The organism is Streptomyces capitiformicae (genome assembly GCF_002214185.1).
In the GTDB taxonomy this organism is placed as follows: domain Bacteria; phylum Actinomycetota; class Actinomycetes; order Streptomycetales; family Streptomycetaceae; genus Streptomyces; species Streptomyces capitiformicae.
In genome coordinates this window covers 4,740,193-4,767,076 of the sequence record NZ_CP022161.1, presented here as the reverse complement: position 1 = coordinate 4,767,076, position 26,884 = coordinate 4,740,193, and the positions used below count along the sequence as shown (strand labels likewise).

Sequence of the window (26,884 nt, the reverse complement as noted above, 5' to 3'; positions counted from 1 at the left end):
AGACTCATGAGGCTCTCGCGGGATGCCCGGGAACGGGGAACGGGGACACTACGGCTTGTCCCTGGCCTGGCGGCTCGGGTGGCGCAGGGTGGCGCAGGCCCTCTCCCACCTGCACCACCCAACAAGTTAGCGCCCTACCGGTCGGATCGTGCGAATACCGCCACGGTCCGCCCCGGAACGGCGAACGTGGCCGATTCCGCTTCGTACGACGCGTTCCTGACGGTAGAGTCCACGCCCGTCGCCGCGAGGACCGCCCCGTTGGCGGCGCGCTGGGAGGCGACGAGTTGGCCGCGCAGGGCCTCGCGGACCCGGTCGCGGTCGCGTGGGTCGACGGTCCAGGCGGTGTACGACGCCAGGTGCGGGTACTTGGCCTTCTGGGCGTCGGTGAGGGTCGACCTGGTGAGGCGAAGCCAGCGCTCGTCGGTGCTGGTGAGGGTGCCGTTCGTGACCTTGATCGAGCCGGTGCGGGACGAGAGGAGTTGAGTGGAGGCGGCGGTGTCGTTGCCGTTCCAGGCGAGGGTGTCGCGGTCGATCCAGATCGCCTGGGAGGTGGTCAGATCGAGGGCGGCGGAACCGGTCGGCTGCGGGAGCAGGTACTTCTCCTGGCCGCCGAGCAGCCACACCTCGTGGCCATTGGCCTTGAGGTCGAGTGACTGATCGCTGGAGAGGTCCTTCTCGTCGCCCTTGTGGATGATGTAGCTGAGGCTGGTGGCACCGTCCCTGAGCGGCACTTCGAAGACCGCGCCATAGGCATCGGTCCGCACCGGCTCCAGGGGCTTCGACCAGTCGGTCGGGTTGGCGGCGCCGGTCCAGACGTGCAGGCCCCAGCCGTCGTGGTTCCCGTCGGCGCGATGGTAGTGGAGGACGGCCTTGGACGTGTCCTGGGCGGGGTAGTCGGGCTTCTCCGTCAGTACGGCTTCCTTGCCCTGCTCGACCCAGATCTCGCCCGTCTTCGTCACGTCGATCGAACGGTCGGCGGAGACGTCCTTGTTGCCGTCCTTGTCGATGACGAGGTAACCGACGTTCGAGGCGCCGGGCTTGAGCTTGACGTAGGCGAAGGCGCCGTACGCGTCACGGCCGATGAAGTCGTGCCCTTCTGGCCAGGTCGTCCCCTCGCCGTCGGCGATGTCGCCCCACGCGTACAGCCGCCAGTCGGTGTAGTCGCCGTCCGCGCGCTTGTAGTGGACGATCGCGTAGTCGCGCGAGGAGGCGGTCGGGAGCTCGGGGGCGGGCGGGGTGCCGGTGGTGGAGGTGGCCGTGGCGCTCGCCGTACGTCCGGCCGAGTCGATCACAACTGCCTTGTACCGCAGGGCGGTTCCGGCCGGTACGTGCTCGCCGATGGTCTGGGTGACCTGGTACGGAGCGTGGTCGGCGGAGCCGAGGGTCCGCCACTTGCCGTTGCCGATCTGGGCGGCGAAGACGACGCGGTTGAGCTGTCCGCCGTCGAGATCGGCGGTGATGTCGACGGTGCCGGTGGCGCCGGCGGCCGGGGCCTTGAGGGTGACGGACGGTTTGGTGGCGGGCCGGGCGAGCTTGCCGGTGGCCTTGAGGACGATCGCCGAGCCGGCCGGGACGGTGACGGTCACCCTCCGATCCGAGTCACTCTTCACCTTCGTGGTCGTGCCGTAGACCCCCTTGAAGGTCATCCCTGCCGAACCGGTCGCGAACGTCGCCGCCTTGGCGTCGTCCGCGTTGTTGAAGGCGACGACGTACTCGGTGCCGGTCTTGGCGTCGGTGCGGGAGAAGGCGTAGATGCCCGCGCCGTCTTCCGCGTAACGCTCGGTCTGGACGCCGTCGGCGAGGGCGGGGTTGGCCTTGCGGAGCTTGGCGAGAGCACTGATCTGCTTGTAGAGCGGCGCACTCGTGTCGTACGCGTCCGTGGCGTGGGTGCGGTCGGTGCCGAGCTGGTCGTCGTCGAGATAGTCGGCGACCTTGGAGGCGAACAGCGTCTGGCGGGCGTCCTTGTCGCCGCCCGCGCCGGTGAAGCCCTGCTCGTCGCCGTAGTAGACGACGGGGTTGCCCCGGCTGATGAACATCAGTTCGTTGGCGAGCTTGTCCTTGGCGAGCAGTTCGGCATCGGTGGCCTTCGGGTCGTCCTGCTTGAGGAAGGTCCCGATCCGGCCCATGTCGTGGTTGCCGAGGAAGGTGACCTGCTCGTACGCGTTGGCCTTGTCGGTCGTGTACTTGTAGTCGTCCCCGAAGACGGCGGCCAGCTTCCGCGCACTGCCGCCCTGGGAGGCGTACGAGCGTGCCGCGTCCTGGAAGGGGAAGTCCAGCGTGGAGTCGAGTCGGCCCTGGGTGACGTACGGGGAGGTGACGGACGTGTCCGCCGAGTAGACCTCGCCGAACATGAAGAAGTCGTCGCGGCCCTTCTTCGCCGCGTACGCGTCGAGGGCGGTGGCCCACTGGTTCCAGAACTCGGTGTTGACGTGCTTCACGGTGTCGATCCGGAAGCCGTCGATGTCGAAGTCCCTGACCCACCTCTTGTAGATCTTCTCCATGCCCTCGACGACCTCGGGACGCTCGGTCCACAGGTCGTCGAGCCCGACGAAGTCGCCGTACGTGGCGGACTCACCGGCCCAGGTGGAGTCGCCCCGGTTGTGGTACATCGTGGGGTCGTTGAGCCAGGAGGGGACCTTGAGGTCCTTCTTCGCGGCCGGGACGACGGGTGTACGCGGGAAGGAGTCCCGGTCGACCTTCGGGAAGGTCTTGGTCCCGTCGGCGTAGTCGGCGTCGTCGAAGGGCTCACCGTCCTGCGTCAGGTAAGGGAAGGCCCCCTTCGACAGATAGTCATAGGACTTCTCCTCGTAGTCGACGACATCGGCGGTGTGGTTGGTGATGACGTCGAAGAAGACTTTCATGCCCTTGGCGTGCGCCTTGGAGATAAGGGTCTCCAGGTCCTTGTTCGTCCCGAAGTGCGGATCGACCTGGGTGAAGTCGGTGATCCAGTACCCGTGGTAGCCGGCGGAGGCGTTCTCGCCGGTGCCCTGGACGGGCTGGTTCTTGAAGAGGGGCGCGAGCCAGAGGGCCGTGGTGCCCAGGCCCTTGATGTAGTCGAGCCGGTTGGTCAGGCCCTTGAGGTCGCCGCCCTGGTAGAAGCCCTTGTCGGTGGGGTCGTACCCGGTGGCGAGGCGCGAGCCGGTCAGTCCGCCCTTGTCGTTGGCCTTGTCACCGTTGGCGAAACGGTCCGGCAGGACGAAGTAGAACTGCTCCCGGGTGAGGTCGTGACGGGCGGGCTCGGCGGCCAGCTCCGCGTCGGACGGGGGTGCGGGCGGGGTCGCGGCTCCGGCGGCCAGGGGCTGGACGAGCGCCGCGGTCAGCGCGGTCACGGTGACTGCGGCCACTCGTCCAGCGTGGGCGGTACGGCGGCTCGACGGCACCGGCCATCTCGGTATCAAGACGTGGACTCCTTGCGGTGTACGGCTCTTCGGGTCCGACCCCGCGCGACCGTATCGCCGCCGAAAGCTTTTCAGCAAGAGGCTTGAAAGTAACGGAAAGTACTTTCAGCTGGTGTCGGGCTCAGCAGCTGGACTTCCCCGCATAGATCGCCAGGGCCGTGTTGGCGCCGAGGGTTGCGGTGAACTGACCCGAACTGTTCACGGTCACCGTCGTGTTGTTCTGCACGTTGCAGTACGCGCCGGCCGGAAGGGACGTCTGGTACGTACGGCTGAGGCTGCTCGACTCGTGGTTGATGGCGACGTAGCCCTTGCTGCCACGTCCAAAGGCGATGGCGTCGGCGCCGTTGTCCCACCAGTTGGTGACGGCTTCGCCCCGGGTGGCGTTGCGGAAGGCGACCATGCGCATGATCTCCGGCCAGGCGTGCTGGCACTTCCAGCCGTCCTGCCAACAGGCGCTGACGGTACCGCCGTTGGGTGGGCCGGCGTCGATGGAGGAGAACTCGTAGCCGGAGTTGATGTCGGGGGCGCCGTACGGGTAGGCGAGCATGAAGACGTTGGCGAGCGTGTAGTTGGCGCCGTCCATGTAGTTCAAGGTGCTGCCATTGCGCTCGGTGTCGTGGTTGTCGACGAAGACCCCGGAGACGCCACTGCTCATGTAGCCCCAGCCCTCGCCGTAGTTCTTCAGATAGGCAAGGTTCTCGTTGTTGAAGACCCGCTTGAGGTCGAAGGCGTAACGGAACTCCTGCACGTCGCCGTTCCCCGTGTACTCACTCGGCTGCACGGCCTCACCACTGCCGTAGATGGCCTCCTGCTTCCAGTAGACCGAGGTGTTGCTGAGGCGGGACTTGATGTTGGCCAGGTCGGCGGCCAGGATGTGCTTGGCCGCGTCGATACGGAAGCCGTCGACGCCGTAGCCGAGGAGGCTGTTCATGTACCCGGCGATGGCCGAGCGGACGTAGTCCTCGCCGGTGTCCAGATCGGCGAGCCCCACGAGCTCGCAGTTCTGGACGTTCGTGCGGTTGGTGTAGTCGCTGATGGTGGCCGTGCAGTCGTCGAAGTCGAACGACGAGTACAGGCCGGGGTAGTTGTACTTCGTGTACGACGAGCCGCCGGTGCCGGTCCCACTGCCTGCGGACATGTGATTGATGACCGTGTCGACGACGACCTTGACGCCGGTCGCGTGACACGTGTCGACCATGCTCTTGAAAGCGGTGGCGTCACCGAGGCGTCCGGCGATCTTGTAGCTGACGGGCTGGTACGAGGTCCACCATTGCGAGCCCTGTATGTGCTCGGCCGGCGGGGAGACCTGGACGTACCCGTAGCCGTTCGGCCCGAGGGTGTTGGTGCACTCCTTGGCGACCGAGGCGAAGTTCCACTCGAACAGGACGGCGGTGACGTCCTTGGCGCCGGGCGGGGAGGCGTACGCGCTGCCGGCGGGGACGACGAGCGCGATCGACGCGGCCGCGGCGAGCGCGAGCGCACCGGAGAGGGTTCTGCTGGCCATGTGGGGTCCTTCTCCATTGAAGGGGTTCCAGTGAGGGTTCAGGCAAGATCGGTTGCCGATTCTTGCTGCAAGATGGCTGAAAATTTTCAACCGACAGGAAGGTACGAGCCCACTTGTTGACCGGTCAACCCTTTGGACACACCTTCTTCATGCACGCGAAATCTCTTCAGGAGAAGGGGAGTTGAGGCGGTGTTACCTGCTACGACGAGACGCAGTGATGACGAAGGGCCTGCAACCGGCATGGGTTGCAGGCCATCTAAAAACAGGAGAAAGGTCTTACGACGGGAGCCTTCAGCCGCCGGGCCAGGTGATCGACGGGCGATCGGCGTTGACCACGATCTGGAACCGCTCCACCGGCGGTGCCCCGGCAGCGCGCCACCGGCTGACGCGCGCCTCGATGGCGTCCCAGATGCGGGACGGTCCGCCCTGCCGGGCCGTCCACTGGCCCCCTTTCCCCCAAAGTACGGCCCATGCGCCGCTGTCGACGTCGAGGAAGAGGTGCTCTGTGCGGTCGTCGCGGTTCAGGCTGACGTGCTGGGCGCCCGGGGCGGCGAGTTGCGCGACGAACCGGGTGTTCCAGTCGTTGATCACATCGGCACCGATCAATGCGGGATGTTCGTCGCCCTCGTCGAGATCGGGGAGCAATCCGAGCGGAGGCGGCAGTTGCGGCCGGGCAAGCATGAAGGAGATCTGTCCGCCGAGGAACCGACCGGATGCGGTGCCGTCTTCGTGGACGGTGAGGCGGGCCAGTTCGGATGCGTACAGCCATCCGCAGAGCGTGACGAGGATGGTCCCGCCGGGGCGAGTCTGCTCGATCAACTCGCCTGGGACGGTGAGGAGTCCACAGGTGGCGATCACCCGGTCATAAGGCGCCCCGTCCTTGTACCCGGCAAGGCCATCGCCGACGATCAGGTTCGGTGTGAACCCGCACTGCCCCAACGCGATACGGGCACGGGTCGACACGCTCTCGTCGACCTCGACGGACGTCACCATGTCGTCGCCGAGTCGGTGGCACATGAGGGCTGTGGAGTATCCAGTACCCGTGCCGATTTCCAGGACCCGGTGGCCGTCATCGACTTCGAGGTCTTCGAGCATGCGCACGACGAGGCCGGGCATGGTGCTCGACGAGGTGGGAGCGCGCATGATCTCCCCACGAATATCCCCGGGCACGATCGTCCCGGCGATCTGCGTCACCAAGGAGGCGTCCTCATAACACCCCTCCAGCCACCGCGGATCGTCCGGCATGACCGGCGCCCATGCCGTAGGCGTCGAGCCGTCAACCTGCTGGAAGAAACCCCCGCGCAGGAACTCGTGACGCGGCACGGCAGACACGGCCTCCCGCCATGGCATCGTGCGCAGATGTCCACTGTCGGCCAGTCGCTCGACGAGCCGTACCCTCAGCTCCTTGTCATTCATCCCGTCTTCCTCTCCAGGAGGTCTGCCATCGCCGCCACCATCGGCAGCCCGGTCTCCGGTTCCAGCCACGTCCACTGCCCGGAGGGGTTGCACTCCAGGAACCACCATTGCCCCTGGCGGTCCACCGCGAAGTCGAAAGCACCGAAGACAAGCCTGAAGTGATCGAGATAGGCGCGTAGGGCTTCGGAGATGCCTGACGGTGGTTCCACCACGCTGTACCGGAGCCGCGAGTAGTCGGTACGCCAGTCCAGGAGATCCGAGTCGATGCGGATGCAGAACACCTGATCGCCGATGACGGTCACACGCACGTCACCGGTCTTGTCGATCCGCTGCTGAAAGAGATGAGCGGTACCGGCCACCGCGTCGTCGATCTCGTCCGCAGTGACCTCTCGTGCCTCCACCGTGCAGGAGACGCCGTCGATCCGGTACAGCGGAGTGGACAGCGGTTTGTAGATCACGGACCCGTGGGCCTTGATGAAAGCGCGAGCGGCATCAGGGTCAGAAGTGACCAGGGTGGGCGGAAGCCGGAATCCGCAGGCGGCTGCGGCGGCAAGCCCGGACGGCTTGAACTCGGCGTCGCCGATGCGATGCGGGTGGTTGACGTACAGGCAACCGGGCAGCGCAGCCATGACGCCCCCGAGGCCGTAACGGGCCTGTGTAACAGCGAAGCGGGCCGTCTGATGGTCCAGATGGGGGAACGTGAGCCCGGAGGGCCTGCGGTAGTACAGAGATCGAACTCGCGACAGGTCCGCCGTACGCGTTGGCGTGGTCAGCGCCCCCTCCATCCCGTACGACGTGATAGTGGCCGCGAACGACAGGGTGCTCGGGAAGTCCCCGGAGTCGAACCGCACGACCGGGACACCCCGGCCGTGCAGTTCTTCAATCACCAGGTCGGTCGTGGGGTCGTCCAGATTGGTGACGACCAGCACCGAACCCATGTCACTCACTGGTCGCTATCGTTCCCCGTGTCCTGGTCCCCGCCACCGCCACCACCGGGACCAGCACCGTCGGAGGGATTGCCGGTGTTGGTCGCGGGGTTGGTGCCCGTACTGGTCCCGTGTCCGGGCATCTCCATGACCTGCCCGGCAGCGTCGAAGTAGCGCCCGGTCTGTGTCACCGGCTCCAGTTCGACACGGGCGTACGAAGGCGCAAAGGCCGGGTACGGCGCCATGCGCCGCAGACCCCACGGTGTGGGGGTACTGATGCCATTCGGCAGTGGCGTCCCGCTGGGGAGCCGATCCGAGTGGGCGAACATGGGTGCCTCCTTGGTAGGTGGTTCACAAGCCGGGCACTCGTGCACAGCGCTCCGGAATGACGTACTCGAAGGCGTACGGGATCGCGGCACGCATACGAGCGCGGAGAGCCCCAACGTGTACGCGTGCGGTTGGCGTGGGCACTGGTACGTCGAACTCCGCCCAGACCTTCTTGCCGTTTTTCGTCGCTTCCCAGCCATGCCGTGCGGCGAGAAGCTCGACGAGGACCAGGCCGCGGCCGCCTTCGTCGTCCTCCGTGGTGACCCGAGGCCTCGGCGGAGCGGGGTTGCAGTCGTGGACGACCAAGAGCAGCCGTTCCCAATTGAGGTAGAGCCCCACGGTGACGAGGCCCGAAGCATGGACGACAGCGTTTGTGATCAGCTCGGAAGCGACAAGCTTGATCGCTTCCTGTCCCTCTTCGCCAAGCCGCACACCCCACGCCCGAATCTGCGTTATGACACGGTCTCTTGCGAAGGCGACAGCGGACGGGGCACCAGTTACGGCAATCCGGGCTCGGCGGATCATGAGGACTGCTCCTCTGCGGTCGGAATTGCGACTCCAGCCCCGACGGAGATCAGGGAAAGGGCCTCGGAACTGACAACCGCCAGACGTGCAGCGGCTGTTGCTGCCGCCCCTTGCGCACGGCGGCTGACAGACAGTCAACGCCCCGAATCCACATGGGAACATCAGCTGACGCGGTACTTGCATGCGGATATGCACCGTGCGGGTACGAGTACGGATTCGTGGCATTGTGGGTCGAGGCTCGTAGCGTGGGGAGAAGCCGATGAACTGGCAGTCGCCGGCGATCAGCGACGCGTCTCGCAGAGGCGACTACGGAAGGGTCATCGAGCTGGTTCGGAAGGAAGCTCGCATGACTCAGAAGCAGTTGGGCGAGGCATGCGGGCTCTCGCAATCAGCGATCTCCCGACTGGAGAAGCGCGGGACTGGTTCATACAGCAGGGACACCCTGGCTGCGGTAGCAGCCCATCTCGGCATCCCCCTCCGGATGGTCGGACTGGCCGAACAACGCACGGTGCGAAATGGATTTGAGCAAGTGGAGCGACGTGCATTTCTAGGTGGTGTGGCCGCGACGGCGACCAGCCCAATACTGAGCATTGCCGCGAACGGGGACGCTACGGGAAACCAGGCAGCAGCCCTCCGGCTGAACACCGCAACATATCGCAGACTCGACAGCTCGACGCCGTCACGTGATCTCGCCGAGGCTGTCCATGCACACATCCGGCTGATCCAAAACGTGACGCGGGACGTCGCCGATGACGGACAACGTCCCCGGTTGGCTGCCGTAGGTAGTGAGGCAGCGAGTCTGGCGGCGTGGCTGGCCTGGGACATGGGCGACTACGGGTCGGCACGCTCTTGGTACGGCTCGGCGATCCGGGCGGCGCGCGCCGCACAGGATCAGCTGCTCGCGGCATATCAAGCAGGCAGCCTGGCGCAGTTCGAAGCGCACGCAGGGAACGGTGCACAGGCACTCAACCTCGCGCGCAGTGCACGGCGATATCTGGGCGAGCAACGGCCGGCAGTGGCTGATGCATGGCTGTGCTCCGTCGAAGCGCTGGCCCATGCGGCGAGTCGCGACGAGCGTGCCACTGACCGAGCACTGACGCGGAGCAGGGCCGTGGCGGAGAAGATCAGGCACGAAGATCCGCCACCATGGCCATGGGTCTTCCAGTTCGACGCGAACAAGGTGGCCTCATGCCGTGTCACCTGCGGCGCCCGCTTGGGCCTCGCGGACTGGGTCCTCAACGATGACATCGCAGCGCTGACCTCCGGCCACGCGAAACAACGGGCCTTGCTTGTCCTGGACTTGGCCGCCGGCCACCTCGCGGCCGGAAGAATCGAGGCCGCCTTCGCCCTGGCGTCCAGAGCGCTGGATACAGGTCTCCAGTACCGCTCCGGCCGAATCGTAGAACGCTCACGCGCGGTACGCCGATCCCTGTCCCTGACATCACCACCCAAGGTGGTCCGTGACTTCGATGAACGCCTTCACGGCGTCTACCTGTAGGAGGAGCAGTCCATGCGAGTAGGGATCACCGGCCATCGCGGGCTAAGCCGAGAAGTCGAGCGGCAGGTCCGTCAACTCCTCGAAGAAGCCATTCGCGACTTGAACCCAACCGAGTTGATCGGCATCTCCTGCATCGCCGACGGTCCGGATTCATGGTTTGCGGAGGCGGTACTCAAGCACGGGGGAAGCCTGGAAGTCGTAGTACCCGCCGAGCAATACCGCAAGAACCTGCCCGAAGCTCACTGGCCGGTCTATGACGACCTGCTGCGCCACGCGACAGAGGTACACCACACCGACATGACAGCCTCAGATTCTCAGGCTCACATGGCAGGCAGCGAGATCCTCGTCGGCCTGTCCGACGAACTACTCGCCGTATGGGACGGCAAACCGGCATGGGGCTACGGCGGCACCGCCGACGTGGTGTCCTATGCCCAGCAGAACGGGGTCCCGGTGCACGTGTTGTGGCCGGAGGGGGCGACGCGCGAGTAGAAGACCGCCCCCGTATATGGGAGCGGTCCATTTTCCAATGCCTGGGCTGCCCTGTCATGTGCAACCCTCGACCCGAGATCGGTGAGCAGCATACGGTCCCAGACCCCCTATTCCCGCTCGATCTGGTGCGCTCGTGAACCATCCGGCGGCGCGGCCCCCGGCCGACCGCGCCGCCCTCCAGACCGGGTCCGCGGTGACAATGCGCACTCCAGCGGACGTCTGCCAGGCCAGCGGGGGCCCGAGCATCGGACAGCATGTGGACCTCGCTGGTCAGTCCACCCCGTGAGCGCCTCAGCCCCTCCCGGCCCTCGGCCTCCACACACGCACCAGCTCCCTTTCGCGGGAAGTCGCGCGAGGGCTGGCGACGGGCCCCCTCCGCATGCTGGTGAGCCCGGTAGGAATAGGAAGTGGAGTCGATGTTCACCGCCCCTTCTGTATGCGCTGTCCGCTCTCCTGCGCGACAGCCTTGGCCAACGCCAACGCCAACGCCAACGCCAACGCCAGGGTCGGCGGTGTCAGCCTCAATCTGTAACTCGTCAGGATCCACCACCAGTACCGTCCGCCGACCGGCGGCGATGCCGCTCGTAAGTGGTCCGCCGGGGGCCCGTACCTCGGGCAGATCCGGCTAGGGCGCACCCGTACGGGCCGGGAACAACACCCCGTTGATCACCCTGCGGTGATCGGCCCACTGCCCGCCGAGCTTGCCGTTGGCGGGCAATAACGGCTCGATCTTCTGCCACTGCGCGTCCGTGAGCCCATGTGGCCGCACCATGAGACGCCTTTGTCGAGTGCAAGCGCTGATCCAACCACCCCAGCACGAGCCATCAGAAGCGCCATAACTGCAGTAGCCCAGTGACGGCCTCCTGAGCTTGGAGGGCAGTGATCTGCCTGTGCCGGCGTCCCGCCGCCGAGGCGGCGACCCGGGCGACCGTTCCCTCAATTAATGGCGATGGTGCCACCCAGACAGGCCAGGCGTAGCGCCATGTTCCGGGGCGAGTCGATCAACTTGTGGCGGCCCTTGGTGGATTCCAGCGCGGCCACGACAGGGCTCGACAGGAACGCGATCAGCTCGTCCACCTCCTGCCGAGACGGGCGTGGGGTGACCTCCTTCCGCAAGGCATAGATGATGTTCTCGACGCTGATGTACCCATCGTCGACCGGGTCCTCGTCCACAGCTTCCTGGAAGGCCAGATCGATGATTCTGCGCATCAGCAGCGAGCGCCGCTCCAGCCCCTGATACCGCTCGGTCAGGTCGTCGCTGAACGTGTCGATGCGGGAGAAGGCGTCCCGTAGCTCGGTGAGGGGCATCGGGTTTCGCGAGTGGTGGTCGAGCAGGGTGGCGAGGTCCTCGATGCGTAGCAGGATGACCTCGTTCTCCGCCGCCCAGTTCTTGAGCCGTGGAGCGAATTCCGGTCCCACGACGACCACGTGATCGGCCTTGTGCTTGCGCTTGTGGTCGCGCAGTGCGTCGAACTTGACGCTGGCCTCGGCAACTTGCCCGTTCCCTGAGCTTTTCGCGTCCACGATGATCCGATATCGGTCCTTCGCGGCCAGTTGCGCGATACACAGGACGTCCGTGCGGCCCGCGCCCCCGAGGTGCTCGGCCTTGAATCCGAGGAAGGAGAAGGCGCGGCTGACAGCCTCCTCGAACTCCCGGCTGTCCGTCCCGACATTGCCGTACTCCCGCAGCTGGGCGATGACCGTCTCGGGCATCGGAGAAGGGGGCGCATCTTGAGGTCCTGAGGAATCGGTTGTCTCTGGCTCTGCTTCGACTGGCAGCTGAAGAGTCAGGCTCTTCGCGAAACTCCGTCCAGCCGCAGTAACACGGAACCGCTGCCAGTCCACTCGCTCTACGAGACCCGCGTCCTGTAGGAAGGCAAGTCTGAGACGAACCTCTCCGTTCGAGGCCTGCATGTAGCCATATGTCTCCTTCGCTACGGCCACCAACGTCGAGGTGGTCGCGGGCTTGTCCAAATGGCGCAGGATCTCGCCAAAGAACAGATACCTCATATGCAGATTCGCGGCGAGCAGCCTCTCGTTCCCCTCATCAACGACTCGGTGCGCGTGCTCACTCGGTGCGAAGCGGTTGAACGACGTTTGCTCGACGAGTCCCGTGTGCCGCAGGGCGTGCATCATCGTGATAAAGGACTTCTTGCTGATGCCGAACTCGCTGCCGCACAGCTCGCCGAACTCCTCAAGGCCCGTGCCGTCGCCCAACAGGGCGACCAGCTTGCGCAGGGCGGCGGTCGCGGTCAGGGTCGAGTCCCCGTCGCGGCTGTCGGAAGCATTTCCCCGAGGGATGTAGCCGATCAGAGCGCGGCGGTTCCTCAGGTCGACCTGCTCCAACTGCAGGGAATCGCCAAAGAATGCCAGCTCCTCGTCCCCGCCGCCGTCCGGCTCGTCGGCCTCTTCCCCTTCTCCGCGGGCGCTCTCGGGTGGGCAAAGCTGGAGGACTTCCAACAGAGCGTCCCCCAGTTCGGTCCTGACGACCCGCTGGCCCCACAGCTCGATCATCCCCAGGCTCCTGAGCCACCCCGTACGGTCTCGCACGGGTGACAGGCTTGTCCAGTTCAGCCCGTATGCCTCCGTCGCCACCTTCAACAAGTCCGCGTGCTTTGTCTGGTCCCCAATCGCCAGAAGGAGTTCGCCGAAGAACTTCACATGGGCATGCAGGTGAGCGGCCAGGAAGGAGTTGTCCTTGTTCTCCAGCCATTGCGTGGCGTAGGCGCTCGGCTGCCACTGAGATTCGTCCGACCTCTCGGCGAGGCCTGGAGCAGAGAGCACCCGCCGGCACAAGTCCTCGCAGCGGGCACTGACGCACTTCCCCTCTGGTGTCCGCCACTCCAGCGATTCCTCGCCGTCGCACGGTAGTTGAACGAGCACCTGTCGCAGCAGATCCGCCTGAGCCTCCGTGCCACCTTGGATGTAGCCGAGCGAGTTACTCCGGTCGCGCCACGACTTGGCGGGTACGGGCTGGCGGCTGTGCATCTGCTCCCCCTTCACAGCGGTAAAGCTGTCTCCGCCTGAGGGTAGAGGGAGCCACCGACAACGACGGGCCGGATTCGACAGTGGCCTCATCAGCGTCCGGCATACATCGTGGCCGAGCACCGGGCGGCACCGAATGGGACCGGCCCCGACCATTCACTGGTCGGGGCTTCCCGTCTGCCCTGCCTCGAACGCCGCAGGCACCCGCGGCAACCGCTCCCTACGACATCCTCAGGCCGTCGCCCACCACACCGTCGTGTCCCCCGGCAGCTTCGCCTCATCGTCCACCACAGTCACCTCGCCGCTGGCGATCAGGACGTCGCCATACGCCGGAATCCGGACCGCCTCCCCCGTCGTGTTGGCGACGCATACGAAGTCGCCCCGGCGGAAGGCGAGGACGCCCTCCGGAGCCTTCAGCCATTCGACCGAGTCGCCCGCGCCGAGGTTCGGCTGTTCCCGCCGTACGGCAAGTGCGGTGCGGTAGAGCTCCAGGGTCGAGTCCGGCTCGCCCGTCTGGGCCTCGACGCTCAGGTCGGCCCATTCCGGGGGCTGCGGGAGCCAGGAGCCGCCCTCGCCGAAGCCGTACGACGAACCGCTCCGCGTCCACGGGATCGGGACCCGGCAGCCGTCGCGGAAGCCGTCCTGGCCGGCGCCGCGGAAGAACGCGGGGTCCTGGCGGACCTCGTCCGGGAGGTCGACGACGTCGGGGAGGCCCAGCTCCTCGCCCTGGTAGACGTACGCCGAACCCGGTAGTGCCAGCATGAGGAGCGAGGCGGCGCGGGCGCGGCGCAGGCCCAGTTCGCGGTCGCCGGCCAGGCGGATCTGTGTGCCCAGGCCCGGTTCGTTGGCGAAGCGGGTCGCGTGGCGGGTTACGTCGTGGTTCGACAACACCCAGGTCGCGGGGGCGTTCACCGGGCGCATGGCGTCCAGGGTGCGGTCGATGACGACTCGAAGTTCCGCCGCGTCCCACTCCGTGCTCAGGTACTGGAAGTTGAAGGCCTGGTGGAGTTCGTCGGGGCGGACGTAGTTCGCCGTGCGTTCGACCGTCGGGGTCCAGGCCTCCGCCACGAAAATGCGCCCTCCCGTCTCCCACCACCGCCCTTCTGCGGAAGGCCCTTCGGGCCCCTTCTTGTTCGCGTACTCGTCCAGGACCTCCCGCCATTCGCGGTAGATCTCGTGCACGCCGTCCTGGTCGAAGAACGGCATGACATCGTTGCCCAGCAGCTTCAGCTGGTCGTGGGCGCCCAGGTCGGGGAGGCCGTCCGCCTTCACCAGGCCGTGGGCCACGTCGATGCGGAAGCCGTCCACGCCCATGTCCAGCCAGAAGCGGAGGATGGAGCGGAACTCATCGCCCACCGCCGGGTGTTCCCAGTTGAAGTCGGGCTGTTCGGGGGCGAAGAGGTGGAGGTACCACTCGCCATCCTCCACCTGGGTCCAGGCCGGGCCGCCGAAGATGGACTCCCAGTCGTTCGGGGGGAGTTCGCCGTCGACCCCCTTCCCCGGGCGGAAGTGGTAGCGGTCGCGGAGCGGCGAGCCCGGGCCCTCCGCCACCGCCCGCCTGAACCACTCGTGCTGGTCCGAGGAGTGGTTGGGCACCAGGTCGACGATGATCCTGAGGCCCAGCTCGTGGGCGTCGCGGATCAGGGCGTCGGCGTCCAGCAGGTTGCCGAACATGGGATCGACGGCGCGGTAGTCGGCCACGTCGTAGCCGGCGTCCGCCTGCGGGGAGGCGTAGAAGGGCGACAGCCAGACCGCGTCGACGCCCAGATCACGCAGATACGGGAGTCGGGAACGTACGCCCTCCAGGTCGCCCATGCCGTCGCCGTTGCTGTCGGCGAAGCTGCGCGGATAGACCTGGTAGATCACCGCGTCGCGCCACCAGTCGCGGCGGGAGGCGACGGTGGCGAGAGCGGAGTTGTCGGCCGGGTCGGCGGCAGAGTGCTGGCTCATGACGTCCTTGGTACGTAAGGGAGTTCGTAACGGAGTTGGGGGCATTCTCGGACTTCGGTGTCTCGGGTCGTCGGTTGACGAGGCGGCCGCGGTGACAGCGGGGTCGGATGGACACCGCGGCCGCCACCCGTACGGCAAGGCGTACGGGAGTCACAGGGGTGGGCGTCAGCCCTTGGTGCCACCCGCCGTGAGGCCGGCCACCAGGTTCTTCTGCACCACGTAGAAGAACGCGGAGACGGGGATCGCGACCAGTACCGCGGTGGCGGCCATGAGGTTGCGCTGGGCGTCGTGCTCGCTGACGAAGCTCTGCAGGCCGACCGCGAAGGTGTACTTCGTGTCCGACAGCATGAACGTCGAGGCGAAGGCGACCTCCCCGAACGCGGTGATGAAGCTGTAGAACGCGGCGACCGCCAGCCCCGGCTTGGCGAGCGGCAGGATCAGCCGCGCGAACGTGCCGAAGGGGGTCAGCCCGTCGACGCGTCCCGCCTCGTCGATCTCGAACGGGATCGTGTCGAAGTAACCCTTGAGCAGCCAGGCGCAGTACGGCACGGCCGTCGAGCAGTAGACGAGGATGAGACCAAGGTAGCTGTCGATGAGCTGGAGTTCGGAGAGAATCTCGTACATCGGCACCATCAGTACGGCTACCGGGAACATCTGTGTGACCAGGAGTACCCACATGAACTTCCGGTAGCCCGGGAAGCGCATGCGCGAGACCGCGTAGCCGGTGGTGGCGGCGATCAGGACGCCGATGATCGTGGTGCCGAGCGAGACGACGAGCGTGCTGATCAGCCAGTCGAAGAACGAGGTCTTCTGGAGCACGAACGTGTAGTTGTCGAACGTCATCTTCCCGAAGATGCGCTCGGGGTGGAGGTAGTCGTCCTTGTCCGGGCCGAGGGACAGGTAGACCAGCCAGGCGATCGGGAAGAGCGCGGCCAGGCTCGCCCCGGTGAGGATCGCGTGGGAGACGAAGGCGCCCGCGAAGCCGACCTCGCCCCGCCGCCGCTGCCTGCGGGGCGCGGCCGGGCCCGGGTCCGCGGTCGTACGGCGGCCCGCCGGAGCCGTGGTCTCAACAGTGCTCGTACTGGTCGTGCTCATGGTGGCTCCTGCCTCAGATCGCGAGCTGCTGCTCATCGCGGTTCAGCCAGCGGCGGTAGACGGAGGTGAAGACGATCAGGATGGCCAGCAGCAGGATGCCGTAGGCCGCCGACTGCGCGAAGTCACGCGGCTGCTGCCCGAAGCCCAGGTAGTACGCCCAGGTCACAAGGATCTGCGCCTCGGGCGCGGTGTCGCCGAACAGCAGGAAGATGACGGCGAACTGGTTGAACGTCCAGATCACGCCGAGGAGTACGACGGTGGAGCTGACGGTTCGCAGGCCCGGCAGGGTGACGTACCGGAAGCGCTGCCAGGCGCTCGCGCCGTCCATCTCGGCGGCCTCGTACAGCGAGGTGTCGATGGACTGGAGGCCGCCGAGCAGCGAGACCATCATGAACGGCACCCCGCACCACGTGTTGACCATGACCGCGGCGAACCGCTGCCAGAAGGTGTCCTCCAGCCACAGCGGTGTCGGCAGGTGCAGCGTTTCGAGGCCGGCATTGATGATGCCGCCGTCGGCGAGCATGAACCGCCAGCCGAACACGGTGACGAAGGTGGGTACCGCCCAGGGCAGGACCAGGATCAGCCGGTAGAGGGTGCGGCCGTGCAGCTTCTGGTTGAGCAGCAGCGCGAGGCCGAGGCCGATGACGTAGTGCAGGGTGACGCAGAGCGCGGTCCAGACGATCGTCCAGATGAAGTGCGACCAGAAGCGGTCGTACGAGGTCGGGCCCCAGAGGATGTCGGCGTAGTTGTCCAGGCCGATGAACTCGTAGGTGGCCTCGATCTCGTTGACGCCGATCCTGCGCGCCGAGTTGAGGCTGTTGGCGTTGGTGAGGGTGAGGTAGAAGCCGCGTACCAGGGGGTACACCACGAGGACGCCGAGCACGACGACCACGGGGGCGATCATCGCGTACGCGTACCAGTAGCGCTGGTACCCGTTCTTCAGACGCGTCAGCGGGCCGGGGCGCCCGCTCGGCTCACCGCGGCGCTTGCCGGTCGCGCGGTCGATGGCGACTGTCATCGTTCGACACCTTCTGGAAGATCACTGGGAGATCGAGGGCTGGGCCTGGGTGGAGGCCGGTGGCCGCCCCACCCGTCCCCCGAAGACACAAGGCGGGTGCGGCGGCCACTCGGGGTCACTTGCTGAAGTCCGGGACCAGCTTGGCGATCGCGGTCTCCGCGTTGCTCAGGCCCTTGTCCAGGGGCTCCTTGCCGCCCGCGACGGCCAGCAGCTCGGTGTCGAGCGGGGTCCACAGGGAGCTGTACTCGGGCAGCTCCGGGCGCGGCTGGGCGACGGCGAGGACGGTCTGGTAGCCGGCGATGCCCGGGTCGGCCTTGACCTCGGCGGTGTAGGCGTCGTCGCGCGTGGGCAGCGTGGAGTTCTTCAGGGCGATGGTCTCCTGGGACTTCGCCGAGGTCATGAAGTTGACCAACTTCAGCGACGCCTCCTGGTGCGCCTTGTCCGAGCCGGCGTAGACGGAGAGGTTGTGGCCGCCAGTCGGGGCGCCCGCCTTGCCGGTGGAGCCGGCCGGGACGGTAGCGATGCCCAGGTTGGCCTTGTCCTTGAAGGCGCTGCCCTTGTAGAAGTTCGTGATCTCCCAGGGGCCCTGGATGATCGCGGCGACCTTGCCGTTGACGAAGGCGTCCTGGATGTGGGCGTAGGCGTCGGCGGTGGTGTCGGCCTTGTGCAGGCCCTTGCCGTCGAAGAGGCTCAGCCAGGTGCCGTACGCCTTCTTGGCCTCGGCGGAGTTGACGGTGATCTTCTTGCCGGCGGCGTCGACGGTGTCGGTGCCCTCGCCGTGGAGGAAGGACTGGGCGTAGTAGGCCTGGGTGGATCCCCAGTAGCCGTCGACGCCGGTCTTGTCCTTGATGGTGGCGGCGGCCTTCTTCAGGTCGTCCCAGGTCTTCGGGGCCTCGGTGATGCCGGCCTTCTCGAAGAGCTCCTTGTTGTAGACCAGCGCGAGGGTGTCGGTGACGAACGGGACACCGTACGTCTTGCCCTCGTACTGGGCCTGCTTGATCAGGTTGTCCTGGAACTTGTCCTGGTCCGCGAGAGCCTCGGTGCCGTCCAGCGGCGCGAAGAAGCCCTTCTTGGCGAAGGCGGGGGTCCAGCCGACCTCGGAGCGCAGCACGTCCGGGGCGCCGGAGGCTCCGGCGGCGGTGTCGAACTTGTTCTGTGCCTGGTCGAAGGGCACATTGACGTACTTGACCTTGATGTCCTTGTTGGCGGCCTCGAACTCCTTGACCAAGGCCTTGTACGTGGGTGCCTCATTGGTGGCGTTGGAGGTGTCCCACCAGGTGATGGTGACCGGACCGTCGGCCGAGTCGCCGCTGTCGCTTCCGCCGCAGGCCGTCGCCGTGAGGGCGATCGACGCCACCAGCGCGGTGGCCGCTATGCCACGCCGCATGAGATCTCCTTGAGGGTGAAAGCCCGTGTGCTGGGCAGAGGGCCCCGTCCGCCGCTGCTGCCGAGTGCCGGCCGCGCCGATGGGGCCCCTCCCGCTCGAGTCGGTTCGAGAGTGGGGGACGCCGCCGGGCGTGGCCGAACGTAACAGCGATGTAAGCGGCGCGAAAGGTCTTGCAGCAAAAAAGTGCAAGAAACGCGGATGGTTACCCCGTCGTGACCTGTGCGAGATCACCCGGACGCCCCTATTCCCAGGTGATCAGCGCATACGGGAGAGGTAATCAACGCATACGGGAGCGGTAATCAACGCATACGGGAGCGGTAATCAACGCATACGGGAGCGGTAATCAACGCATACGGGAGCGGTGATCAACGCATACGGGAACGGTGTGCAAGACTCTGCAAGCTCTTGCCATCCCTTGCGGCGGCGGGAATCATCACCCCGTCAGCGCCTTGCGGACGCGGGGCACCGGACACCGACCAGAATCACGAGGGACCGCGATGACGCAGCAGCCCGCAGCGGGCCGCACCCCCGCCCGCACCCGGCGCCGGGCCGGTGGGCAAGCGGAGACCTGGCCGGTACAGTCCGGTGCTGTGACCACACGGCTTGCCGACATCGCAGCCCAGGCGGGGGTCAGCGAGGCGACTGTCAGCCGCGTCCTGAACGGGAAGCCGGGCGTCGCCGCGACCACCCGCCAGTCAGTCCTCGCCGCCCTCGACGTCCTGGGCTACGAGCGGCCGGTACGGCTGCGGCAGCGCAGCGCGGGCCTGGTGGGCCTGATAACCCCGGAGCTGGAGAACCCGATATTCCCGGCCCTGGCCCAGGTCATCGGCCAGGCGCTGACCCGGCAGGGCTACACCCCGGTCCTCGCCACCCAGACCCCTGGTGGGTCCACGGAGGACGAGCTGACGGAGATGCTCGTCGACCGCGGGGTCGCCGGCATCATCTTCGTCTCCGGTCTGCACGCGGACACCTCCGCGGACATGCAGCGCTATGAGCAACTGCGGGCGCAGGGCGTGCCGTTCGTGCTGGTGGACGGCTTCTCCCCCAAGGTGCAGGCGCCCTTCATCTCGCCGGACGACCGCGCGGCGATGAACCTGGCGGTGACGCATCTGGTGTCGCTCGGTCACACCCGGATAGGGCTGGCCCTCGGCCCGAAGCGCTTCGTTCCCGTGCAACGCAAGATCGAGGGCTTCGTCCGTACGATGCAGGACCAGCTGCGACTGAACGCCGCGGACGTCGAGTCCGAGCTCGTCCAGCACTCCCTCTACACCCTGGAGGGCGGCCAGGCGGCGGCCATGGCGCTCATCGACCGGGACTGTACGGCGGTGGTGTGCGCGAGCGACATGATGGCGCTCGGTGCGATCCGGGCGGCACGTCAGCGGGGTCTGCAGGTCCCGCAGGACATCTCGGTGGTCGGCTTCGACGACTCCCCCTTGATCGCCTTCACGGACCCACCGCTGACGACGATCCGCAAGCCGGTCCCGGCCATGGGGCAGGCGGCGGTGCGTACGTTGCTGGAGGAGATCGGCGGGACGCCCGCCCCGCACAGCGAGTTCGTGTTCATGCCGGAACTGGTGGTGCGCGGGTCGACCGCTTCGGCCCCTGGTTCTCTCGGTTCTCTGGTGGAACGCACTCGTTCCTGAACTCGTCCTCAAGAGGGAGAGAACGGGGGACGGTGCAATACGTGCGAAGTAGGGAACCCTGTGGCGTACCCCGACGAGCGTGCGGATTGAACCCGACCAGAGGATGATCGGTGGGGTATGGCTTTTCTGGCAAACTCTGTGCCCATGGGTGACTCGACCGTGACGACACTGCAGGAAGGCCGGGAGCAGGCCGCTCCCCGGTCGGTCACGGATGCGCCGGAGCAGGCGGAGCAGGCGGAGCAGGCGGAGCAGGCGGAGCAGGCGGAGAAGGGCTGTCTTCAGCGGCTGCGGACTCCGCGTCGCCCTCGTTTCTGGTTCGAGATCCTGCTGATCGCGGTGAGTTACTGGACGTACTCGCTGATCCGTAACGCGGTGCCGGAGCAGAAGGCCCAGGCGTTCCGCAACGCCGACTGGATCTGGAAGGTGGAGCACCATCTCGGGATCGCCGTCGAGGACACGGTCAATCACGCAGTGAACTCGGTCACATGGCTCATCGTCGGCATGAACTACTACTACGCGACACTGCACTTCGTCGTCACGCTCGGTGTCCTGGTGTGGCTCTACCGTAGTCATCCGGGTCGTTACGCGGCGACGCGTCTGGTGCTGTTCTCGACGACCGCGGTGGCCCTGGTCGGCTACTACTTCTATCCGCTGGCCCCGCCCCGCCTGATGACCAGCGAGAACTTCATCGACACGGTCCTCGTCCACCAGACCTGGGGTTCCATGGCCTCCGGGGACCTGAAGAACATGTCGAACCAGTACGCGGCCATGCCCTCCATGCACATCGGCTGGTCCCTGTGGTGCGGCCTGACGATCTTCGCGCTGGCCTCGGTGCCATGGGTGCGGGTACTGGGCCTGCTCTACCCGACGCTGACCCTGGTCGTCATCGTCGCCACCGCCAACCACTTCTGGCTCGACGCGGTGGGCGGCATGCTGTGCCTCGCCTTCGGTTACACGGTGGCCCGCACCTGGTACGGGGCGTTGCCGCACGCGCTGCCTCAGCAGGTGGCTGGGGGCGATGGGGCGCGGCGGTTGGAGCCGGTGAAGGTCTAGCCCTGGCTCAGCTCACTCCAGTCGGTCGGCCATGCCTGCGGCGGTGAAGGCGGCGGTCACGTCGTCCCGCCCCTCAGTGAAGTGGCCCCGGCTGGCGCAGTGAACGGGGATCACGCGGCGGGCTCCCAGGATCTCGGTGGCCTCGGCCGCCTGAGCGCTGTCGAGGACGAGCAGGGCGCCGTCGAAGATGCTGCCCCGGGGCGCTCCCGCGAACGCAGACCTGAGTCTCGCCCCCGCCGCCCCCATTCCCATCCTCAGGGGCTGCGGGGGCGGGGAAACTCAGTCGGCGTAGAACAGGTCGTCCACCACGGCCCTCGCCCGGCGCGTGGTGCGGCGGTAGTCGTCGAGCATGTCGCCCACGCGGCCGGGGCCGTAGCCCAGGTAGCGGCCCACCGCGGCCAGCTCCCGCCCCCCGGAGGGGAACGTGTCGCCCGCCCTCCCCCGCACCAGCATCACCGCGTTACGGACCCGCGTGGCCAGGACCCACGCCTCGTCCAGCACGGCCGTGTCCTCCGCGCTCACCAGGCCGGCCGCGCACGCCGCCGCCAGTGCCGCGCGGGTGCGGGTCGTCCTGAGCCCCGGCTCACGCCAGCCGTGCCGGAGCTGCAGGAGCTGCACGGTCCATTCCACGTCCGACAGACCGCCCCGCCCGAGCTTGGTGTGGAGCGTGGGGTCGGCGCCGCGCGGCAGGCGCTCGGACTCCATACGGGCCTTGAGGCGGCGGATCTCGCGTACCGCGTCGTCGCCGAGCCCGCCCTGCGGGTAGCGCAGAGGGCCGATCAGTTCGACGAAACGGCGGCCCAGATCCTCGTCCCCGGCGACCGGCTCGGCCCGCAGCAGGGCCTGCGACTCCCACACCAGCGACCACCGGCGGTAGTACGCCTCGTACGACTTCAGCGTCCGCACCAGCGGCCCGGACTTGCCCTCGGGGCGCAGGTCCGCGTCGATCAGCAGCGGCGGGTCGGCGCTGGGGATCTGGAGCAGACGGCGCATCTCGGCGACGACGGTGTTGGCGGCGCGGGCCGCCTCCTGTTCGTCGGCACCCTCCCGGGGTTCGTGGACGAAGAGGACGTCGGCGTCGGAGCCGTATCCCAGTTCGTGGCCGCCGAAGCGGCCCATGCCGATGACCGCGAAACGGGTGGGCAGGGTGTCCCCCCAGCCGTCGCGCACGACGGCCCGCAGGGTCCCCGCGATGGTCGCGGCCGTGAGGTCAGAGACCGCGCCGCCCACCAGGTCCACCAGCGCCCCCTGGTCGGCCGCGGCCGGGGACGACTCAGTGCCGTAGGAGCCGACGATGTCCCTCGCGGCCGTACGGAACAGCTCGCGTCGGCGTACGCCGCGCGCCACCGTGACCGCCTGTTCGGCGTCGTCGGCGCGGCGGACGGCGGCGAGGATCTCCTGTTCCAGGGGGGCGCGTTCGCGGGGTTCGAGCCCGCCGGCGCCACCGGCACCGCCTGCGCCACCGGCACCGCCGACACCACCCGTACCGCCGTCCCCGTCGCCGAGCAGGGAGACGGCCTCGGGGGCGCGCAGCAGTAGGTCGGGGGCGAGGCGTCCGGCGGAGAGCACGCGGGCGAGGTTCTCGGCGGCGGCTCCCTCGTCGCGCAGCAGGCGCAGGTACCAGGGGGTCCTGCCGAGCGCGTCCGACACCTTGCGGAAGTTGAGGAGTCCGGCGTCCGGGTCGGCCGAGTCCGCGAACCAGCCAAGGAGGACGGGCAGGAGCGTCCGCTGGATGGCCGCCTTGCGGGAGACGCCGGAGGCCAGCGCCTCCAGGTGGCGCAGGGCGGCGGCCGGGTCGGCGTAACCGAGGGCGACGAGGCGTTCACGGGCCGCGTCGGCGCTCAACCTGGTCTCGCCGGATGCGAGTTGGGCGACGGCGTCGAGGAGCGGGCGGTAGAAGAGCTTCTCGTGCAGCCGTCGTACGACGGCCGCGTGGCGCCGCCACTCGCGGTGCAGATAGGCGACCGGCTCGGTGCGCAGACCGAGCGAGCGTCCGATGCGCCGCAGGTCGGTCTCGTCGTCGGGGACGAGGTGGGTGCGGCGCAGGCGGTACAGCTGGATGCGGTGTTCCATGGAGCGCAGGAAACGGTAGGCGGCGTCGAGCTGGGCGGCGTCGGCGCGGCCCACGTATCCGCCGGCGGCGAGGGCGCCGAGCGCGTCGAGGGTGGTCCCGCTGCGCAGCGAGGTGTCCGCGCGGCCGTGCACGAGCTGGAGCAGCTGCACGGCGAACTCGACGTCCCGCAGCCCGCCCGGCCCCAGCTTCAGCTGGCGGTCGACCTCGGCGACCGGAATGTTCTCGACGACCCGGCGCCGCATGCGCTGCACGTCGGCGACGAAGTTCTCCCGCTCGGCCGCCTTCCAGACGAGGGGTTCGAGCGCGGCGACGTACTCCTCCCCCAGTTCGAGGTCCCCGGCGACCGGCCGGGCCTTGAGCAGCGCCTGGAACTCCCAGGTCTTCGCCCACCGCTGGTAGTACGCGAGATGGCTGCTGAGCGTCCGTACGAGCGGGCCGTTGCGCCCCTCGGGGCGCAGATTGGCGTCGACCGGCCAGATGGTCCCCTCGACCGTCGTCTCGGAGCAGATCCGCATCATGTGCGAGGCGAGGCGGGTGGCGGCGCGGATGGCCTTCTGTTCGTCGGCCCCGTCCGCGGTCTCCCCCACGAAGATGACATCGACGTCGGAGACGTAGTTGAGCTCATGGCCTCCGCACTTGCCCATCGCGATCACCGCGAGCCGACACTGGGCCGCGTCCTCGGGCGCGGCGGCACGGGCGATGGCGAGGGCGGCGCGGAGGGTGGCGGTGGCGAGGTCGGCGAGCTCGGCGGCCGCCTGGGCGACATCGGTGGTACCGCACACGTCCCGCGCGGCGATCGAGAGCAGACAGCGGCGGTACGCCACCCGCAGCGACACCGGGTCGGTGGCCTCGGCGAGGCCCCGCTCGAACTCCTCGATGCCCGGGTGCAGGTCCTCCGGCTCGTACATCACCAGCGCCCGCCAGTCATGCGGGTGGCGCGCGAGATGGTCCCCGAGCGCCGCCGAGGCGCCCAGCACACCCAGCAGCCGGTCACGCAGCGGCTTGGCCGCTATCAGCGTGTCCAGCACCTCCCGCCGCGCCGTATGGTCCGGCTGCGCCTCCAGCAACCGTACGAGGCCCAGCAGCGCCAGATCCGGATCGGCGGTGGCACCCAGCGCGTGCAACAGCACCGGATCGTTCCGTACGGCCGTCAGTTCGACGCTCTCGAGCAGCCGCTCGGCGGCCGAGGGGTCGGTGAAACCGTGCCGCAGCAGTCGCGTGAACGTGCTGCTCCTGCGCCCCGGCGCCATCATCCCTGGCCTCCCGTCGCATCAAGCGTTCGCATCAAGCGTTCGCATCAAGCCCGATCAAGCCGATCAGCCGATCAGCCGATCAATCCGATCAAGGTCGTACGGCCATGAGCCTAGCTGGAGTACCTGGCAGAAGCGCCGGTCCGCGAGCGGGCGAAGGCGAGGATCTCCGGAGCCGCTTCGCTGAGGGTCGGGAAGTGGCGGTGTACGCCGGGTGCCGGAGTCGGGGTGTTGACCGCCCATACCGTCATGCCGGCCCGCAGTCCCGCCTCGACTCCGGAGGGGGCGTCCTCGATGACCAGGCAGTCCTCGGGCCGGACGCCGAGCCGCTCGGCGGCGAGCAGATAGGGCACGGGCGACGGTTTGCCCTCGTCCACCGCGGCGGCGTCCACGAGGACGGGCGGGACCGGCAGCCCCGTACGCGCGAACCGTCCCCGCACCCGGTGCTCGTAGTTCGAGGTCACCAGCGCCCATGACCGCGGCGGCAGGGCCCTGAGCAGCTCCGCCGCGCCGGCGAAGGCCCCGTAGACGCCGGACCGGACATCCTCGTCCTCCAACTCGTGCAGCAGGGCCAGGCACTCCCCCGGGTCCTGGTCCGGAGCCACCTCCGCGAAGGTCTCCATCGGCCGCGTCCGCAGGGCCACCCCGTAGACGTCGGCCGCGTCCAGGCCGTATCGCCCCGCCCACGTGCCCCAGACCCGGCGCTGGTTGTCCACGGCGTCGATCAACGTGCCGTCGACGTCGAAGAGGACACACTTGCCGGGGCCGGGCAGCACGAGTTCAGTGCCCCTCGTGTTCCTCGGTCGTCGCTGACGTCGACGCGGACGGGCTCGGCTCATCCGTCGAGGCGTCTCCGGACTCCCCGGAGGACGACCTGGGCGCGGCCCCCCGCTCCCTGAGCATCCCCGTCATCAGCGCGATCTCGGACTCCTGGCCGTTGACCATGCCCTGCGCGAGCTTCTTCTCGACGCCGACCGTGCACTTGGAGACGCAGCCCTCCGCCATGTGGATGCCGCCCTTGTGGTGGTCGGTCATCAGCTGGAGGAAGAAGATCTCGGCCTGCTTGCCGTTGAGCGTGCCCAGCTTCTCCATCTCGGCGTTGGTCGCCATGCCGGCCATCAGGGCGCCGTCCTCGCCGGAGGCCATGTCGCCCATGCCCATCCAGGCCATCGGCTTGTCCGAGGACACCTTCGGCAGGCCCCAGAGGTCGAGCCAGCCGATCATCATGCCGCGCTGGTTGGCCTGCGTCTGCGCGATGTCGTACGCGAGCCGCCGGACCTCTTCGTCGTCCGTGCGATCCCGCACGATGTACGACATCTCGACGGCCTGCTGGTGATGGACGGCCATGTCCCGGGCGAACCCCGCGTCCGCGGAGTCGGCGGCGGGGGCGTCCAGCCCTGAGTCGTCGCCGTCGGCGACCGCGTAGGTGATCGCTCCGGCCGCGACGAGCACCGCCGCGGCACCGGAGGCGATCCAACCGATGTGCTTCATGTTCCCCACTGTGCCAGGCCGCAGTCGTCAGTCGTCACCGGGCCGCTGTCGTTAGCCGTCAGTTGTCAGTTGTCAGCTGTCAGCTGTCAGCTGTCAGCTGTCAGCTGTCAGTTGTCAGCCGTCAGCCGTCAGCCGTCAGCCGTCTGTCGTCAGGAGACGCCGTTGGTGCAGGCAGCACCCGGCTCGGGAGTCTGCTTGCCCTGGACGTACTTCTCGAAGAACTTGTCGAGGTTCGGGTCCGTGGCGCTCGTGATCGTGCGCTGCGCGCCCCACGCGCTGAGCGTGATCGGGTCCTTCTGGTCGTCGACCGGGCTCATCAGCGTGTACGGGGTCTTCTTGACCTTCTCCGCGAGCGCCTTGACGTCGGCGTCGGAGGCCTTGCTGTTGTACGTCACCCAGACCGCGCCGTGCTCCAGGGAGTGGACGGCGTTCTCGTTCTTTATGGCCTTGTCGTAGACGTCGCCGTTGCAGTTCTGCCAGGCCGGGTTGTGGTCGCCGCCGACCGGGGGCTCCATCGGGTAGTCCACGCTCTTCGTGACGTGGTTCTGGGAGAGCTTGGTGCTCCAGGTCTTCACGCCGTCCGAGCCGGTCTTCCACTTGCCCGCGGCCTTGGAGTCGCTCGCCGAGTTGCTGCCGCTGTCGTCGGTCTGGGACTGGATGAGGACCGTACCGCCCACCACGAGGCCGCCGACTATCAGCACGCTGGCACCGATCGTGAGGATCCGGTTCCGGCGCTCTCGGGAGCGCTCGGCACGGCGCATCTCCTCGATGCGCGCCTTGCGCGCCGCGCTGCTGTTGTTCTTGGCGGCCATGGCGTGAGTCCTTAGTGGGGGATGAGGCGGATGGGACGGTCGG

General features: G+C 67.6%; 19 protein-coding genes and 2 pseudogenes. 4 read left to right on the top strand and 17 right to left on the bottom strand.

Translation table 11 applies throughout. The features are described from left to right. Positions 1-149: 149 nt before the first annotated feature. The 6 genes and pseudogenes from CES90_RS21240 to CES90_RS21215 all read right to left on the bottom strand — a co-directional run. Positions 150-3,398: pseudogene (locus CES90_RS21240) on the bottom strand (alpha-amylase family glycosyl hydrolase); the annotation flags it as partial. Positions 3,399-3,519: 121 nt separating this feature from the next. Then, positions 3,520-4,902 carry an alpha-amylase gene (locus CES90_RS21235; protein ID WP_189781557.1) on the bottom strand — a complete coding sequence of 461 codons (1,383 nt, stop codon included), beginning with the start codon at positions 4,900-4,902 and terminating at the stop codon, positions 3,520-3,522. 291 nt (positions 4,903-5,193) lie between these two features. After that, the gene (gene tgmC, locus CES90_RS21230) at positions 5,194-6,318 is read right to left on the bottom strand and encodes an ATP-grasp peptide maturase system methyltransferase (RefSeq protein WP_189781556.1); all 1,125 of its coding nucleotides are present in this window, start codon (positions 6,316-6,318) and stop codon (positions 5,194-5,196) included. Next, on the bottom strand, positions 6,315-7,256 hold the full coding sequence (gene tgmB / locus CES90_RS21225; protein ID WP_373313296.1) for an ATP-grasp ribosomal peptide maturase: 942 nt from the start codon (positions 7,254-7,256) through the stop codon (positions 6,315-6,317). Before tgmB ends, tgmC begins: the two co-directional genes overlap by 4 nt. 5 nt (positions 7,257-7,261) lie before the next feature. Next, entirely contained in the window at positions 7,262-7,573 is a 312-nt protein-coding gene (tgmA, locus tag CES90_RS21220; RefSeq protein WP_189781554.1) for a putative ATP-grasp-modified RiPP, read from the bottom strand. 22 nt (positions 7,574-7,595) lie between these two features. Continuing rightward, complete coding sequence (locus CES90_RS21215) at positions 7,596-8,096, bottom strand: ATP-binding protein (RefSeq protein ID WP_189781553.1); 501 nt, start codon at positions 8,094-8,096, stop codon at positions 7,596-7,598. A 346-nt stretch (positions 8,097-8,442) separates the two neighbouring features. On the opposite strand from CES90_RS21215, the gene CES90_RS21210 reads away from it, so the two are divergent. After that, positions 8,443-9,594: a helix-turn-helix domain-containing protein gene (locus CES90_RS21210; protein WP_229913669.1), complete on the top strand. Its 1,152-nt coding sequence runs from the start codon at positions 8,443-8,445 to the stop codon at positions 9,592-9,594. Between the two features lie 12 nt (positions 9,595-9,606). Then, complete coding sequence (locus CES90_RS21205; RefSeq protein WP_189781551.1) at positions 9,607-10,083, top strand: hypothetical protein; 477 nt, start codon at positions 9,607-9,609, stop codon at positions 10,081-10,083. Positions 10,084-10,708: 625 nt separating this feature from the next. Here the strand turns inward: CES90_RS21205 and CES90_RS21200 are convergent. The 6 genes from CES90_RS21200 to CES90_RS21175 form a co-directional block, all read right to left on the bottom strand. After that, positions 10,709-10,855: a transposase gene (locus tag CES90_RS21200; RefSeq protein WP_189781550.1), complete on the bottom strand. Its 147-nt coding sequence runs from the start codon at positions 10,853-10,855 to the stop codon at positions 10,709-10,711. A gap of 164 nt (positions 10,856-11,019) precedes the next feature. Continuing rightward, entirely contained in the window at positions 11,020-13,071 is a 2,052-nt protein-coding gene (locus tag CES90_RS21195) for a restriction endonuclease (protein WP_189781549.1), read from the bottom strand. 228 nt (positions 13,072-13,299) lie between these two features. Beyond that, positions 13,300-15,018 carry a glycoside hydrolase family 13 protein gene (locus CES90_RS21190; protein WP_189781548.1) on the bottom strand — a complete coding sequence of 573 codons (1,719 nt, stop codon included), beginning with the start codon at positions 15,016-15,018 and terminating at the stop codon, positions 13,300-13,302. A gap of 165 nt (positions 15,019-15,183) precedes the next feature. Further along, positions 15,184-16,113, bottom strand: a complete 930-nt coding sequence (locus CES90_RS21185) for a sugar ABC transporter permease (RefSeq protein ID WP_189781547.1) — start codon at positions 16,111-16,113, stop codon at positions 15,184-15,186. Positions 16,114-16,126: 13 nt separating this feature from the next. After that, a complete protein-coding gene (locus CES90_RS21180; RefSeq protein ID WP_189781546.1) occupies positions 16,127-17,131 on the bottom strand; it encodes a carbohydrate ABC transporter permease in 1,005 nt (334 codons plus the stop codon). A gap of 115 nt (positions 17,132-17,246) precedes the next feature. Beyond that, positions 17,247-18,518, bottom strand: a complete 1,272-nt coding sequence (locus CES90_RS21175) for an extracellular solute-binding protein (protein WP_189781545.1) — start codon at positions 18,516-18,518, stop codon at positions 17,247-17,249. Between the two features lie 590 nt (positions 18,519-19,108). Between CES90_RS21175 and CES90_RS21170 the strand changes: the two genes are divergently transcribed. Further along, the gene (locus CES90_RS21170; RefSeq protein ID WP_268257011.1) at positions 19,109-20,161 is read left to right on the top strand and encodes a LacI family DNA-binding transcriptional regulator; all 1,053 of its coding nucleotides are present in this window, start codon (positions 19,109-19,111) and stop codon (positions 20,159-20,161) included. 144 nt (positions 20,162-20,305) lie between these two features. Beyond that, a complete protein-coding gene (locus CES90_RS21165) occupies positions 20,306-21,214 on the top strand; it encodes a phosphatase PAP2 family protein (RefSeq protein ID WP_189781543.1) in 909 nt (302 codons plus the stop codon). Positions 21,215-21,226: 12 nt separating this feature from the next. On the opposite strand, the pseudogene CES90_RS21160 reads toward CES90_RS21165, so the two are convergent. The 5 genes and pseudogenes from CES90_RS21160 to CES90_RS21140 form a co-directional block, all read right to left on the bottom strand. Further along, a pseudogene (locus tag CES90_RS21160) lies at positions 21,227-21,427 on the bottom strand (MBL fold metallo-hydrolase); the annotation flags it as partial. A 66-nt stretch (positions 21,428-21,493) separates the two neighbouring features. Then, positions 21,494-24,541 (bottom strand): bifunctional [glutamine synthetase] adenylyltransferase/[glutamine synthetase]-adenylyl-L-tyrosine phosphorylase, encoded by a 3,048-nt coding sequence (locus CES90_RS21155; RefSeq protein ID WP_189781542.1) that lies wholly within the window; start codon positions 24,539-24,541, stop codon positions 21,494-21,496. Positions 24,542-24,651: 110 nt separating this feature from the next. After that, positions 24,652-25,377 (bottom strand): HAD family hydrolase, encoded by a 726-nt coding sequence (locus CES90_RS21150; protein WP_189781541.1) that lies wholly within the window; start codon positions 25,375-25,377, stop codon positions 24,652-24,654. Beyond that, entirely contained in the window at positions 25,319-26,029 is a 711-nt protein-coding gene (locus CES90_RS21145) for a DUF305 domain-containing protein (protein WP_229913668.1), read from the bottom strand. The genes CES90_RS21150 and CES90_RS21145 overlap by 59 nt, the downstream gene beginning before the upstream one ends. Before the next feature lie 149 nt (positions 26,030-26,178). Beyond that, a complete protein-coding gene (locus tag CES90_RS21140; RefSeq protein WP_189781540.1) occupies positions 26,179-26,841 on the bottom strand; it encodes a DUF3105 domain-containing protein in 663 nt (220 codons plus the stop codon). Positions 26,842-26,884 lie beyond the last annotated feature (43 nt).